Source organism: Glycomyces tritici (assembly GCF_030403505.1).
In genome coordinates this window covers 127,223-141,234 of record NZ_JAUEMJ010000002.1, presented here as the reverse complement: position 1 = coordinate 141,234, position 14,012 = coordinate 127,223, and the positions used below count along the sequence as shown (strand labels likewise).

Below are 14,012 nucleotides of genomic sequence, written 5' to 3'. Positions count from 1 at the left end.
GAAACCGCACGGTGCGGGGGAGTAGCCTCGTAGGTCGGCCCTCCTTCGAACAGCGGGCCTCCCAGAACTGTCGGACCCGAACGTTAGATTCCCACCGTGGCCAACGAGCACCAACAGACAGACTCCCAAACGCACTCTCCCGCCGGGCAGCACGGAGCCGGCACCATCGTCGTGCGCGGCGCGCGCGAGCACAACCTCAAGGACGTCGATCTCGACCTCCCGCGGGACTCGCTCATCGTCTTCACCGGCCTGTCGGGCTCCGGCAAGTCCTCCCTGGCGTTCGACACGATCTTCGCGGAGGGCCAGCGCCGCTACGTCGAATCGCTCTCGGCCTACGCCCGCCAGTTCCTCGGCCAGATGGACAAGCCCGACGTCGACTTCATCGAAGGCCTGTCGCCGGCGGTGTCGATCGACCAGAAGTCCACCTCCCGCAACCCGCGGTCGACGGTGGGCACCATCACCGAGATCTACGACTACCTGCGCCTCCTGTACGCCCGCGTCGGCGTCCCGCACTGCCCGCAGTGCGGCGAGGCCATCGTCAGCCAGTCGCCGCAGCAGATCACCGACCAGATCATGGCGATGCCCGAGGGCACCCGCTTCCAGGTCCTGGCCCCGGTCGTGCGCAAGCGCAAGGGCGAGTTCGTGGACCTCTTCGGCGACCTCCAGCAGCAGGGCTACGCCCGCGCGCGGGTCGACGGCGAGGTGTACGCCCTCACCGACGTGCCGAAGCTGAAGAAGCAGGAGAAGCACGACATCGACGTGGTCATCGACCGCCTCGTGGTCAAGGCCTCCTCGATCCAGCGCGTCACCGACTCGGTGGAGTCCGCGCTCGGCCTCGCCGACGGGGTCGTGGTGCTCGACTTCGTCGACGTCGCCGAGGACGACCCGAACCGGACGCGGCGCTTCTCCGAGAAGCTCGCCTGCCCCAACGACCACCCGCTCTCACTCGACGAGTTGGAGCCGCGCACCTTCTCGTTCAACGCGCCCTTCGGCGCCTGCCCGGTGTGCCACGGCCTCGGCGTGCGCAAGGAGGTCGACCCGGAGCTGGTCATCCGCGACCAGGAGGCGAGCATCCGCGACGGCGCGCTCGCGCCCTGGTCCTCGGTCGGCATGGGCGACTACTTCCTGTTCCAGATCGTCGCCCTCGGCGAGGCGGTCGGCTTCGACGTCGACACCCCGTGGGCCGACCTCCCGAGCCAGGCGCAGAAGGCCGTGCTCTACGGCTACGGCGAGACCCTGCAGGTCTCCTACCGCAACAAGCGCGGCCAGCGCCGCTCCTACGAGACGCGCTTCGAAGGCGTCGTGCCGTGGGTCGAGCGCCGCCACCACGAGACCGACTCCGAGTGGACCCGCGAGAAGTACGAGCAGTTCATGCGGGAGATCCCGTGCTCGACCTGCGAGGGGACCCGGCTCAAGCCCGAGGTCCTGGCGGTCACCGTGGAGGGCCTGTCCATCCACGAGGTCTGCACGCTCTCGGTCGCGGACTGCTCGGTGTTCTTCGACGCGCTGAAGCTCTCGAACCGCGACTCGATCATCGCCGCGCCGATCGTGAAGGAGGTCAAGGCCCGCCTGCAGTTCCTGCTCGACGTCGGCCTCGACTACCTGACGCTCGCGCGCGCCGCCGGCAGCCTCTCGGGCGGCGAGGCCCAGCGCATCCGGCTCGCCACGCAGATCGGCGCCGGCCTCGTGGGCGTCCTGTACGTGCTCGACGAGCCGTCGATCGGCCTGCACCAGCGCGACAACAACCGGCTCATCGCGACCCTGGAGCGGTTGCGGGACCTGGGGAACACGCTGATCGTGGTCGAGCACGACGAGGACACGATCCGCGTCGCCGACCACATCGTCGACATCGGCCCCGGTGCGGGCGAGCACGGCGGGCACGTCATCTACTCCGGTCCGGTCGCCGGCCTCACCGAGGCCGAGGGCTCGATCACCGGCGACTACGTCTCCGGCCGCAAGCACATCCCGGTGCCCGAGCAGCGCCGTCCGGCCGACCACGGCCGCGAGCTGGTCGTCAAGGGCGCCAGGGAGAACAACCTCAAGGGCATCGACGCGGCGTTCCCGATGGGCTGCCTCGTCTCGGTCACGGGCGTCTCCGGCTCCGGCAAGTCCACGCTCGTGAACGAGATCCTCTACAACACGCTCGCGGCAGAGGTCAACGGCGCCAAGATCGTCGCCGGCCGGCACCGCACGATCACCGGCATCGACGGGGTCGACAAGGTCGTGGGCGTCGACCAGTCGCCGATCGGGCGCACGCCGCGCTCGAACCCGGCCACGTACACCGGCGTGTTCGACAAGGTCCGCAAGCTCTTCTCGGGCACGCCCGAGGCGAAGGTCCGCGGCTGGGGCCCGGGCCGGTTCTCGTTCAACGTCAAGGGCGGGCGCTGCGAGGCGTGCAGCGGCGACGGCACGCTGAAGATCGAGATGAACTTCCTGCCGGACGTGTACGTGCCCTGCGAGGAGTGCGGCGGGGCCCGCTACAACCGCGACACGCTCAAGGTCCACTACCGCGGCAAGACCATCTCCGATGTGCTCGACATGCCCATCGAGGAGGCCGCGGACTTCTTCGAGCCGATCCAGACGATCCACCGGCACCTGAAGACGCTCAACGACGTCGGCCTCGGGTACGTGCGCCTGGGCCAGCCCGCCCCGACCCTGTCGGGCGGCGAGGCCCAGCGCGTGAAGCTGGCTTCAGAGCTGCAGAAGCGCTCGACCGGGAAGACCGTGTACATCCTGGACGAGCCGACCACCGGTCTGCACTTCGAGGACGTGCGCAAGCTCCTCGGCGTGCTCGACGGCCTGGTGGACAAGGGCAACACCGTGATCACCATCGAGCACAACCTCGAAGTGATCAAGTGCTCGGACTGGGTCATCGACCTCGGCCCCGAGGGCGGCGACAAGGGCGGCACGCTCGTCGCGGCCGGCACGCCGGAGGAGGTGGCGGCGATCAGCGCGAGCCACACCGGCGCGTACCTGCGCCCGCTGCTGGGACTGGACGGCAAGGGCAAGAACGACGGCGCGGCCGCGCGCAGGGCCAAGGCGGGCAACGGCCGCAAGACCGCCGCCAAGCGATAGGGCGAGGCGGCGGCGGGGCCGAAGGCCTGCGGTCGCGGTCTGGTGCGCGCGGCCCGCTTTCGTGTGGGAGCCATAGGGCATGCCCCTTCCCACCCGCATCCACCTCCGACCAACCGAAGAAATGAGACGACTCTCCCACAGGGGTCTGACAATTCGTAGAAGGCGAGCCACGCGCACATCGGGGCTTGTCGCCGAGTGACCGCTGGTCCTGCAGCGGCACAACGGAAGACGCATGTGACGAGCGACGCGGCCGAACTCGGCCGCGTCGCTCCCGTATTCGGCCGCAACGGAATGCGAGCATCGCACCGTGCTCATCCCCGGTGCTCTCTATATCGGCGCGGCCACGGCCGCCCTGCTCGCGGGTCCAGGCCTCGGGCGCTGCGTCGCCCTCGCCACCGACCGCCATCCCGACCCGCGGCTCATCAAGGTCGTGAGCCTCGCCGCCGCGCTCCTGATTGCATGGCGCGCCGACGGACTGCTGCACGGGTTCGCGCTCGGCACCGTCGCCGCGGTCGGCATCGCCGCCGGCTGGATCGACGTCTACCAGCGGCGGCTGCCCGACGTGCTCATCCTGCCCGCCTACCCGCTCGCGGGCGCGCTGCTCATCGCCACGGGCGATCCCGGCACCCTCCTGCGGGCCGCGGCGTGCGCCGCGATCGCCATGGCGCTGTACGGCATCGGCTGCGCGACCGGCCAGGTCGGCTTCGGCGACGTGAAGCTCGCCGGCCTGCTGGGTCTCGTGACCGGTTGGGCCGCTTGGGAGGCCGCGGCGATCGCGCTCGCCGCCACGGTCGTCGTCGGCGGCGTGCAGGCGGTGGCGGTCGTACTGATGGGCCGGAAGGACTTCCCGTACGGACCGGCGATGCTCTCCGGGACGGCGGCAGGTGTCGCCATTGCGCCACTCCTCTCGTCGTGACCACGAGAGACGCCGTCCGAACATGCGAATGACTTGCGAATCATCATGAAAGTGTTTTCTGGAAGGAAACGCCGTGAAATATGACGAGATCCCCGCAATGTCCCTTAAAGTTTCACGCAGTCCCGACAATCAGGACTGTCCATTCACTTCGATACAAGGAGCCTTCATGCTTCGCAAAGCACTCATGGGCGCAGCGGCCGCGGGGGCCGCTACCCTTATCGCCGTCGGCGCTGCTTCGCCCGCCATGGCGCACTCGTCGAGCAACTACGACTTCGACCAGAACGACTTCGGCGGCGTCAACGTCCTGTCGAACTTCTGCGTCAACGTCAGCGACGTCAACGTGATCCAGCTCATCGACCTGCTCACGAACGGCAACGCCTCGTGCGAGTTCAACGACTCGCACGTGTGGGTCGACGGCAAGGGTCACCACCACGACGACTAAGACCCCGTCAGGTGCGGTCGGCGCGGCACCTCATGCGCGGGCCGGGCTGCCACCGGTCTGAGCACCGGGGGCGCCGAGCACCAGGCAAGTGAGCGGAAGCAAGACCGAGGGGCGGTCCACTGACACCATGGACCGCCCCTTCGCCGTCCCCGGGCAGGCCCGGGGACGGCGTTGATTTCTACGCCGCCGAGCAGGTCACCGATGCCGGGGCGACCGCGGTGCGGGCGTCCTTCTTCCCGATGAGCCCGAACGTGTAAGTCCGGCCCGGCTTCAGGTCGTAGCCGCCGCCCAGTTCGGTGGCGGTCACCGTGTGGCCCTCCTGGACCAGGGCCACGCTCCAGGAGTGGACGATCGACTGGCCGGTCGGCTGGGCCCACGTGAGCGTGATGTCCTGCAGCGGTGCGTCACCGGTGTTGGTGACGAGGACCTGCGCGTTGAACCCGCCCGGCCACTGGCCGTTGATCAGGTACTCCACCTTGCACGACGGGGTGCCCGCGACGGTGCCGGCCTGCTCCGCCGCGAAGTTCGCGATCTGCGCGAGCGGGGCGTTCCAGTTGATCGTCAGCTCGTTCGTCGCCCACGATCCGATGTCGTCGATGTAGCACCGCTGCGGCGCGCAGCCGTTCAGCCAGCGCTGCGCGATCGGGTCCCAGGTCGAGGTGACGCTGTTCGGGCCGCCCGCGAGCGTCCCGGCCGGCGGGTTGGGCAGGCTCGGGTCGAGCTGGTTGGCGTACCAGCGGCTGTGCATGTTGTGCGAGTCGTGCGAGCCGTACCCGGTCACGTAGGAGTTCCCGAGTGCGTTGCGGCCCAGGATGTAGTCCAGGCCGCTGAGCACGCCGTCGCGGTACTGCGACTCGCCGGTGAGGTCGAAGGCGGTGGCCACGACCACGAGCTCGTTGAGCACGGCGCTGTTGGAGCCCCAGTCGAAGGTGCCGCTGGAACCGTAGGACAGGCCCCACGGGCTCGCGGCCTGCAGCTCGAGGTAGTTGTCGGCGCCGGCCACGACCTGCGCGACCACGTCCTCGCGGCCCGGCAGGGCGTTGGGGACGAGGGCCAGGTCGAGCTTGGCGAGCGACGCGACGCTGCCCCAGTAGAAGGCGCCGGGGCCGAACGTGTCCTCTTCGTGCAGCTTCGAGTCGAGCAGGTGCTCCTCATAGGTCTTCGCGCCGGTGGTCAGGAACAGTTCGGCTGCGGCCCAGTAGAACTCGTCGCTCACGTTGGAGTCGCCGTAGGGGCCGCCGCCGGCCGGGCTGGTGTCGGGCGCGTACATGGCCGGGTGGGCCAGGGCGGCCTCCCAGGCGGTCTCGGCCGCTTCGCGGCACGCGGCCGCGAACTCGGCGTCGTACGGCGCGAACAGGCGCGCGGCCTGCGCCGCGGCCGCGGCCAGGTTCAGGGTCGCCGCGGTCGACGGCGGGTAGAGGTAGCGCGGCTGGGGGTCGTCGGCCGGCATGAGCGGCAGACCGGTCCAGTTCTCGTCGTGGATCTTGTGGTGGGCCATGCCCGCCAGTTCCTCACCCGCGGGCACCTGCATGGAGAGCAGGAACTCGACCTCCCAGCGGGCCTCGTCGAGCACGTCCGGGACGCCGTCGCCGTGCTCGGGGACGCGCAGGCTGCCGTCCTCGAGGAGGCTCGCGTCGCCGGTGGGGGCGTGGAGGGCCCGCTCGTACACGGACATGAGCTGCGCGACGGAGATGCCGCCGTTGACGACGTACTTGCCGTGGTCGCCCGCGTCGTACCAGCCGCCGGTCACGTCGAGGGTGTAATCGCACGCCTCGTTGTAGCAGGGGACCGCGCTGTCGCCCAGGTTCGGGGCGACGTCGACGTGCCCGGCCTCGCGGCCGTACCCGGGGGCGATCGCATCGTCGATCGCGATGCCCGAACGCTGCGGGTAGAAGAAGGACATCGCGTCGGTCGCCATGTCCCGGTAGGGGTTCCCGCCGATCGCGAACGGGTAGGAGGTCTCGCCGTCGGCGGTGAGCGTGAAGCCCTCGCCGGTGGCGGCGGCCGCGGAGAAGTCGATGACGTGCACCGATTCGCCCGAGGTGGCCTCCGGGCCGTGCGGCGCCGAGTCGCCGTCGGCCACCAGGGCGCCTTCGGCGTCGTGGAGCTGCCACGGGACCGGGTCGGTCGCGTCGGTGACGAGTGTGGCCTGCTTGGGTCCGTCGGGCAGGTACCCGACCTGGTTCACGCGGACGCGCGGCCCGGTATCGGGCTCGTAGACAGGGGGTTCGGCTCCGGTGAGCAACTGGACCTCCGATATGCAGAACTGCCACGGCTCGGCGTGGCGGCCGATCTGGAACGCGAGCTGCGCGTCCGTCCAGTCGGCGGTGGCGGTGAAGGCGTAGCTGAAGTCCTGCGCCTCGCTGGAGAGCAAGGGGAACTCCTCGACCGCGGTCGGCCAGGGGTCGACCGGGCGCTGCACGAGGGCGCGGACGCTGACGTCGGTGGAGGCGCGCGCGGTGAAGCGCAGCTCGTACGACTCGCCGGTGACGAGCGGCAGGCCGTCCTGGCCGACGATGGCGTCCCAGGCGTTCGCCGTACCGCCGGGCACGTCGATGCACCATTCGCCGCCGGCGACCGTGCCGGTGAGGTTGGCGGTGGTCCACCATCCATTGGTTCCGGAGGCGAAGTCGCCGTTGGTGATGAGGTCCGTGGGCTCCTCATCCTGGGCCTGTGCCGCCGGTGACGCGACGGCGGCGCCGAGGGCCAGAGCGGTGAGTACGGCGACGCCGAGGCGTCTCCGGCGGACTGCGGTTCGCGGCATAGGGGAGCCCTCCAAAGGGATTGGGAGCGATACCACACGCCATCTTGTCATTCAAATATGTAAATGTCAATCATTGCGGGGCGGGCGGCCCGCTCGTGCCGCGAACGACCAGTTTCGACTCCAGTTTGAGGTACACGCCAGGCTCCCTCGCACCCCTGAGTTGCTCGTCGGCCGCCTCGACCGCGAGCTGCGCGAGCCGCGGCACGTCCTGGCGCACCGTCGTCAGGTCGATGTGGCTGAGCCCGGCGATGTGGCTGTCGTCGTACCCCACGATCGAGACCTGCTCGGGGATCTTCACCCCGGCGCGGGTGAACACGTCCAGCAGCCCGATCGCGCACTGGTCGTTCGCCGCGAACACCGCCGTGGGCAGCGGCGCGTCCGCTTCCAGCAGCAGCCGGGCGGCCTCCGAGCCGCCCTCCTGGGAGTGGTTGCCCGCGATCACCCGGATGCGGTCGGCCAGCCCGTGCGCGCGCATCGCGTCGCGGTAGGCCCGCCGCCGCTCCGGCCCGCCCGGCCGGTTGCCCGCGTCCACGTGCACGATGTCGCGGTGGCCCAGGCCCACCAGGTAGTCGACCACCTCGCGGGCGCCGGGCCGGTCGTACGAGGTCACGACGTCGACCCTGGCGCCCTTGATGTGCCGGCCGAGCACCACCGTGGGGACCCGCGAGCCCAGCTCGCACACGTCCTCGTCGGGGATCGTGGGCCCGCACAGGAGCAGTGCCTCGCTGCGGTGCCCGATGAGGGCCTCGATCGCGTTGTGCTCGTTGCGGGTCGGCACCGTGGCGCTCAGCACCAGGTCGTAGCCGAGCTCCTCGGCCGCCGGATAGATCGCCTCCACGAGGTCGATGTGGTAGGGGTTGCGGGCGGTGAAGAGCACCCCGAGGACCTTGCTGCGGCCGCGGGCCAGCAGCCGCGCGGCCATGTCCGGCTTGTAGCCGAGCTTGGCGGCGGCGGCGAAGACCCGCTCGCGAGTGTCGGGGCTCGCGCCGGGCTGCCCGCGGAACACCAGCGACACCAGCGCCCGCGAGACGCCGACCTCCGCGGCGACGTCCGCCATCGTGGGTTTGCGAGACCGCGGTGCCGGGGAGCGGTCTGGGGATTTCCGCGCGTGCTGGGGGCTCACACCGTCGTCCTTCCTTATGCAGCTTTGTTGAAAGTTCCAGTAATCGGGGGGTGACCTGGGAACGAAGTGACCAGTGTAACCACCCGGTCCCAGGAAGGCGGGTTTCGGCAACCCCTTGCACATATCCGGGACGGGCCTTGAACGCGAACATCACTCCCGTTGCGGGCTTAGACTCGAACGAAGGGGGGCGAGAACCATGAGTCAACTCGCGATCAAGAGCTTCAACAATCCGGACGAGTCCGTTGACCTCAGCGGACACGGACACCGGGAAATGGTGATGATCGACGGCATGCCCGTCGAACGCGCCGAGTTCACGAAGGGCTGGCGCTGGTCCAACGACGTCAAGCCCATGGTGGGGACCGACAGCTGCGAAGTGCACCACCTCGGGTACTGCCTCGAAGGGCACCTGATGGTCCACATGAACGACGGCACCGACAAGGACATCAGCGCCGGGGACGCCTTCGACATCCCGCCGGGCCACGACGCGGAGGTCATGGGCGACGACAAGGTCGTCCTCATCGACTTCGGCAAGGCCCACTACAGCAAGTAGCCGCTACTCGGCCGCCCCCGCGCACGCGGGGCGGCCACGCCGCGCCCAACTCCTGAGACACGCCTTCCACCAGGTGCCTGATCACATCCGGCCGGGTGGCAGACTTGACGGCGTGTTGCGATGGATGACAGCTGGAGAATCTCACGGACCCGAACTCGTGGTCACGCTCGACGGCCTGCCCGCCGGGATCGAGCTGACCACCGGCGCGGTGTCGGCCGAACTGGCCCGCCGCCGCCTCGGTTACGGACGCGGCGCGCGCATGAAGTTCGAGGCCGACGCCGTGAGCTTCATCGGCGGCGTCCGCCACGGCCGCACCCTCGGCTCGCCGGTCGCCATCCGCGTCGGCAACTCCGAGTGGCCCAAGTGGGAGACCGTGATGGCCGCCGACCCGGTCGACCCGGCCGAACTCGCCGGGATCGCCCGCAACGCCCCGCTCACCCGCCCGCGCCCCGGCCACGCCGACCTCGCCGGGATGCAGAAGTACGACCACGAGGACGCCCGCCCGATCCTCGAGCGCGCCTCCGCCCGCGAGACCGCCGCCCGCGTCGCCGGCGGCACCGCCGCCAAGGCCTTCCTCAAGCAGGCCTTCGGCATCGAGATCGTCTCGCACGTCAAGGCCCTCGGCCCCGTGCGCGCCAAGGAAGGCCTCGTCCCCACCCCCGACGACTTCGACGCCGTCGACGCCGACCCCCTGCGCTGCATGGACCCCGAGGCCTCCGCCCGCATGGTCGCCGAAGTCGACGCCGCCAAGAAGGACGCGGACACCCTCGGCGGCGTCGTCGAGGTCCTCGCCTACAACCTCCCGCCGGGCCTGGGCTCCCACGTCCAGTGGGACCGCAAGCTCGACGCCCGCCTCGCCACCGCGCTCATGTCGATCCAGTCGGTCAAGGCCGTCGAGATCGGCGACGGCCTCATGCAGGCCTCGGTCCGCGGCTCCTCCGCGCACGACGAGATCGTGCCCGGCCCCGACGGCGTCCAGCGCCTCACCGACCGCGCCGGCGGCCTCGAAGGCGGCATCACCACCGGCCAGCCGCTGCGCGTCTCCGCGATGCTCAAGCCCATCTCCTCGCTCACCCGCCCGCTGCGCACCATCGACACCGTCACCGGCGAAGCGGCCGAAGCGATCAACCAGCGCTCCGACGTCTGCGCGGTCCCCGCCGGGGCCGTCGTCGCCGAGCACATGGTCGCCTACGTCCTCGCCGAAGCGGCCCTGGAGAAGTTCGGCGGCGACTCGGTCGCCGAATCCCGACGCAACTTCGAGCAGTACATCGAACACCTGCGGGTGAAGTAGTGGCGCTCGTCGTCATCGTCGGGCCCCCGGGCTCGGGCAAGACCACCGTCGGCCGGGCGCTGGCCGCCGCGCTCGACGCGCCGTTCCGCGACGCCGACGCCGACATCGCCGACGCCGCCGGCAAGCCGATCCCGGACATCTTCGTGGACGAAGGCGAGGACCACTTCCGCGCCCTCGAACGCGAAGCCGTGCGCCGGGCCCTGGCCGAGCACGACGGCGTCCTCGCGCTCGGCGGCGGCGCCGTCCTGGCCGAGTCCACCCGCAAGCTCCTCGCCGACGCCACCGTGGTCCACCTCAAGGTCGACCTCGGCGAAGCGGTGAAGCGCACCGAGATCGACAAGGGCCGCCCGCTCCTGCAGGTCAACCCGCGCGCCACGCTCCGGCGCCTCATGGACGAGCGGCTGCCGCTCTACCGCGAGGTCGAGACCTTCGCGATCGACACCACCGGAAGGGACGTGGACGACCTGACCGCAGAGATCACCGCGAAGCTCGCCGTCCGCACCGTCACGGTCAACGACGCCGAGCAGCCCTACCCGGTCCTCATCGGACGCGGCACCACCGACCGGCTCCCCGAGTTCCTCGGCAAGGCCTCCCGGGTCGCCGTGCTCCACACCGCGAGCACCGCCCCGCTCGCCGAACGCGTCGGCGCCCTGTGCCCCGACGGCGTCGAGGCCACCCTCATGGAGCTGCCCGACGCCGAAGACGGCAAGACCGTCGCCGTCGCCGAGCAGGTCTGGGAAGCGCTCGGCGCCGAAGGCTTCACCCGCACCGACCTCGTCGTCGGCGTCGGCGGGGGCGCGGTCACCGACCTCGCCGGGTTCGTTGCGGCCTGCTGGCTGCGCGGCGTCGCCGTCGTCCACGTCCCGACCTCGCTGCTCGGCGCGGTCGACGCGGCCGTGGGCGGCAAGACCGGCGTGAACACCGCCGCCGGCAAGAACCTCGTCGGCGCCTTCCACCCGCCCCGCGCGGTCCTGGTCGACCTCGACCACTTCACGACCCTGCCCAGGCGCGACCTCGCGGCCGGCCTCGCCGAGGTCGTCAAAGCCGGGTTCATCAGCGACCCGGTGATCCTCGACCTGGTCGAAGCCGACCCCGAAGCGGCCCTCGACGCCGCGAACCCGGTCGTCGCCGAACTCGTCGAGCGCGCCATCGCCGTCAAGGCCGAGGTCGTCGGCCCCGACCTCAAAGAGGGCGGCCTGCGCGCCATCCTCAACTACGGGCACACCTTCGCCCACGCGATCGAGAAGCTCGAGCACTACCGCTGGCGCCACGGCGACGCCGTCGCCGTCGGCATGGTCTACGCCGCCCACCTGAACGCCATCACCGGCCGCGTCGACCTCGTCGAACGCACGAAGTCGGTGCTCGCCTCGCTCGGCCTGCCCACCACCTACGAGGCCGGACGCTGGGACGACATCCTCAAGGTCATGAAGATCGACAAGAAGAACGTCGGCGCCACCCAGCGGTTCGTGCTCCTCGACGCGCTGGCCGAACCGGTCGTGGTCGACGACGTGACCGCCGACCAGCAGCGCGAGGCCTATGAGAGGCTGACCGCATGAGCGACGGACGAAAAGTTCTGGTCCTGAACGGTCCCAACCTGAACCGGCTCGGCAAGCGGGAGCCGGAGATCTATGGGGCGCACACCTTGGCCGATCTCGAATCGATGTGCGTTGCTTGGGGCAAGGCGAACGGCCTGGATGTGCAGATGCGCCAGACCAACCACGAAGGCCAGATGATCGACTGGCTCCACGAGGCCGCCGATGACGGATGCCCCGTGGTTCTGAACGCCGCCGGCTGGACGCACACCTCCGTAGCCATCGGTGACGCCTGCGCGCAGCTCACCGGCCCGCTCTTCGAGGTCCACATTTCCAACGTGCACGCACGCGAGGCGTTCCGCCATCATTCATATGTCTCGCCGTACGCGACCGGCGGCATCATCGTCGGGATGGGCCTCGCCGGATACACCTACGCGCTCGACAGCATCGTGGACGAGGGCGAACCCGACCTCGAGTGACCGGGCTGCGCCGCCCACCACAGCCGGTGCGGCCGCAGCCCTGACCAGCCGGGCCGCCCGCTACCATTGACGGTCGGTCAACTCCAACCTCAACCGAAAGAGACGACGCCCGTGGCATCCACGAACGACCTCAAGAACGGCCTGGTGCTCAACCTGGAGGGCCAGCTCTGGCAGGTGCAGGAATTCCAGCACGTCAAGCCCGGCAAGGGCCCGGCGTTCGTGCGCACCACGCTCAAGCAGATCCCCTCGGGCAAGATCGTCGACAAGACCTTCAACGCCGGCACCAAGGTCGAGACCGCGAACGTCGACCGCCGCAACATGACCTTCCTGTACAAGGAAGGCGACGACTTCGTCTTCATGGACACCGACACCTACGACCAGATCCCGGTCGGCCCCGGTGTCGTCGGCGACGCCGCGAAGTTCCTCCTCGAGAACTCCGACGCCACGGTCGCCCAGCACGAGGGCAAGGTCCTCTACGTCGAGCTCCCCGCCTCGGTCGAGCTCACCATCACCTACACCGAGCCGGGCCTCCAGGGCGACCGCTCCTCCGGCGGCACCAAGCCCGCCACCGTCGAGACGGGCGCCCAGGTCCTCGTGCCGCTGTTCATCGACAACGGCGAGAAGATCAAGGTCGACACCCGCGACGGCAAGTACCTCTCCCGGGCATAGGCGTGGGGACCCAGAGCAACAGCAACCCGGACCGGCTCACCGCCCGCACCAAGTGGCGCATGCGGGCCGTCGAGATCCTGTACGAAGCCGAGAGCCGCGACACCGAGCCCTCCAAGGTCCTCGCCGAGCGCGCCGACCGGGCCTTCAAGGACCCGGAGGCCCCGCGCCTCCCGGCGTACTCGGAGCAGCTCGTGCGCGGCGTCGCCGCGCACCTGGACGAACTGGACGCCGTGCTCGGCAAGGCCTCCAACAGCTGGTCGGTCGAGCGGATGCCCGCCGTCGACCGGAACGTCCTGCGCGTGGCCCTCTACGAGATCCGCCACGTCGACGACGTCGACACCGCCGTGGCCATCAAGGAGGCCATGCGCGTGGCGCTCCAGATCGGCTCCTCGGACGACACCTCGTTCGTGAACGCCGTGCTCGACGCCGCCGCCAAGGACCGCTAGACGACGCGAAAGCCGGGTCTCCCTCATGGGGAGGCCCGGCTTCATCCGTGCTTCGGGGAACCTACTCGGCGTCCGAGGCGAAGAACGCCTGGAGGTCGTGCACGAGGACGCCGAAGTCCTCGAGCTTCTCGATCAGGCCCGAAGGCGTGGTCGAGTAGACCACGGCCAGGGTGTAGAGGTCGTCGGCGCGGATCGAGAGGATCCGGCCGTTGTAGTCGCCGCGGCGCTGCTGGATGGAGCGCGCGAGCTTGGCGACGTGCTCCAGCTCGGAGTCCGGGTGGTCGTACAGCGCCTCGAGGTTGAGGACGATCTTCTCGGCCTGCTCGACCGGGAGCGGCACGCCCTCGGGAAGCAGCTCCGAGACGGGGATCCGGTAGAAGTCGGCCAACTCGGCGAGACGGCTCACGGTGATCGACCGGTCGCCTCGCTCGTAGGAACCGATGACGACGGCCTTCCACTTGCCGCCGGACTTGTCCTCGACGCCTTGCAGCGACAGCCCCTGCTGCATGCGGATGTCACGCAGCCGGTTGCCGAGCGCCTTGGCGTAGTCAGATGTCGCCATGCTGGGATCAACTCCAATTTTCGGTACGAGAGGAATCCTATTGTTGACTACGGTCGGTGACCATCGGCCGGTGGGGTGCCCCCAAACAGTGTTCTTCGTCGCGTGAACCCCTCGCAACCGCCCGGCAAACCATATATAACCCGACATCAATGCCGCTACCGAC

General features: G+C 69.7%; 12 protein-coding genes. 9 read left to right on the top strand and 3 right to left on the bottom strand.

Annotation, left to right across the window (positions count from 1 at the left end; translation table 11 throughout):
• Positions 1-165: 165 nt before the first annotated feature.
• From uvrA to QWI33_RS05940, 3 genes are all read left to right on the top strand, one after another.
• Positions 166-3,075 carry an excinuclease ABC subunit UvrA gene (gene uvrA / locus QWI33_RS05950; RefSeq protein WP_353895420.1) on the top strand — a complete coding sequence of 970 codons (2,910 nt, stop codon included), beginning with the start codon at positions 166-168 and terminating at the stop codon, positions 3,073-3,075.
• Positions 3,076-3,382: 307 nt separating this feature from the next.
• Complete coding sequence (locus QWI33_RS05945; RefSeq protein WP_289955882.1) at positions 3,383-3,991, top strand: prepilin peptidase; 609 nt, start codon at positions 3,383-3,385, stop codon at positions 3,989-3,991.
• Positions 3,992-4,157: 166 nt separating this feature from the next.
• On the top strand, positions 4,158-4,433 hold the full coding sequence (locus QWI33_RS05940) for a hypothetical protein (RefSeq protein ID WP_289955879.1): 276 nt from the start codon (positions 4,158-4,160) through the stop codon (positions 4,431-4,433).
• A 178-nt stretch (positions 4,434-4,611) separates the two neighbouring features.
• Here the strand turns inward: QWI33_RS05940 and QWI33_RS05935 are convergent, their stop codons facing one another.
• On the bottom strand, positions 4,612-7,197 hold the full coding sequence (locus tag QWI33_RS05935; protein WP_289955876.1) for a glycoside hydrolase family 9 protein: 2,586 nt from the start codon (positions 7,195-7,197) through the stop codon (positions 4,612-4,614).
• A 70-nt stretch (positions 7,198-7,267) separates the two neighbouring features.
• Positions 7,268-8,254, bottom strand: coding sequence for a LacI family DNA-binding transcriptional regulator (locus QWI33_RS05930; RefSeq protein ID WP_289955873.1), 987 nt, complete (start codon positions 8,252-8,254; stop codon positions 7,268-7,270).
• 262 nt (positions 8,255-8,516) lie between these two features.
• Here QWI33_RS05930 and QWI33_RS05925 point away from each other — a divergent pair, with 262 nt between their 5' ends.
• The 6 genes from QWI33_RS05925 to nusB all read left to right on the top strand — a co-directional run bounded on the left by QWI33_RS05925 (position 8,517) and on the right by nusB (position 13,287).
• On the top strand, positions 8,517-8,870 hold the full coding sequence (locus tag QWI33_RS05925; protein WP_289955872.1) for a cupin domain-containing protein: 354 nt from the start codon (positions 8,517-8,519) through the stop codon (positions 8,868-8,870).
• Between the two features lie 112 nt (positions 8,871-8,982).
• Entirely contained in the window at positions 8,983-10,161 is a 1,179-nt protein-coding gene (gene aroC, locus QWI33_RS05920; protein WP_353895403.1) for a chorismate synthase, read from the top strand.
• Positions 10,161-11,717: a 3-dehydroquinate synthase gene (gene aroB / locus QWI33_RS05915; RefSeq protein ID WP_289955869.1), complete on the top strand. Its 1,557-nt coding sequence runs from the start codon at positions 10,161-10,163 to the stop codon at positions 11,715-11,717. Before aroC ends, aroB begins: the two co-directional genes overlap by 1 nt.
• On the top strand, positions 11,714-12,172 hold the full coding sequence (gene aroQ, locus QWI33_RS05910; RefSeq protein ID WP_289955866.1) for a type II 3-dehydroquinate dehydratase: 459 nt from the start codon (positions 11,714-11,716) through the stop codon (positions 12,170-12,172). Before aroB ends, aroQ begins: the two co-directional genes overlap by 4 nt.
• 111 nt (positions 12,173-12,283) lie before the next feature.
• Positions 12,284-12,841 (top strand): elongation factor P, encoded by a 558-nt coding sequence (gene efp, locus QWI33_RS05905; RefSeq protein ID WP_270114909.1) that lies wholly within the window; start codon positions 12,284-12,286, stop codon positions 12,839-12,841.
• A 2-nt stretch (positions 12,842-12,843) separates the two neighbouring features.
• Positions 12,844-13,287: a transcription antitermination factor NusB gene (gene nusB / locus QWI33_RS05900; protein WP_289955864.1), complete on the top strand. Its 444-nt coding sequence runs from the start codon at positions 12,844-12,846 to the stop codon at positions 13,285-13,287.
• A 61-nt stretch (positions 13,288-13,348) separates the two neighbouring features.
• Here nusB and QWI33_RS05895 read toward each other — a convergent pair whose 3' ends face one another.
• On the bottom strand, positions 13,349-13,849 hold the full coding sequence (locus QWI33_RS05895; protein WP_289955862.1) for a transcriptional regulator: 501 nt from the start codon (positions 13,847-13,849) through the stop codon (positions 13,349-13,351).
• Between the last annotated feature and the right edge of the window lie 163 nt (positions 13,850-14,012).

Excerpts from the sequence above, each read along its gene's own strand:
- QWI33_RS05940 (WP_289955879.1), top strand. The coding sequence starts at position 4,158 with ATGCTTCGCAAAGCACTCATGGGCGCAGCGGCCGCGGGGGCCGCTACC.
- QWI33_RS05935 (WP_289955876.1), bottom strand. The coding sequence starts at position 7,197 with ATGCCGCGAACCGCAGTCCGCCGGAGACGCCTCGGCGTCGCCGTACTC.
- QWI33_RS05930 (WP_289955873.1), bottom strand. The coding sequence starts at position 8,254 with ATGGCGGACGTCGCCGCGGAGGTCGGCGTCTCGCGGGCGCTGGTGTCG.
- QWI33_RS05925 (WP_289955872.1), top strand. The coding sequence starts at position 8,517 with ATGAGTCAACTCGCGATCAAGAGCTTCAACAATCCGGACGAGTCCGTT.
- aroQ (WP_289955866.1), top strand. The coding sequence starts at position 11,714 with ATGAGCGACGGACGAAAAGTTCTGGTCCTGAACGGTCCCAACCTGAAC.
- QWI33_RS05895 (WP_289955862.1), bottom strand. The coding sequence starts at position 13,849 with ATGGCGACATCTGACTACGCCAAGGCGCTCGGCAACCGGCTGCGTGAC.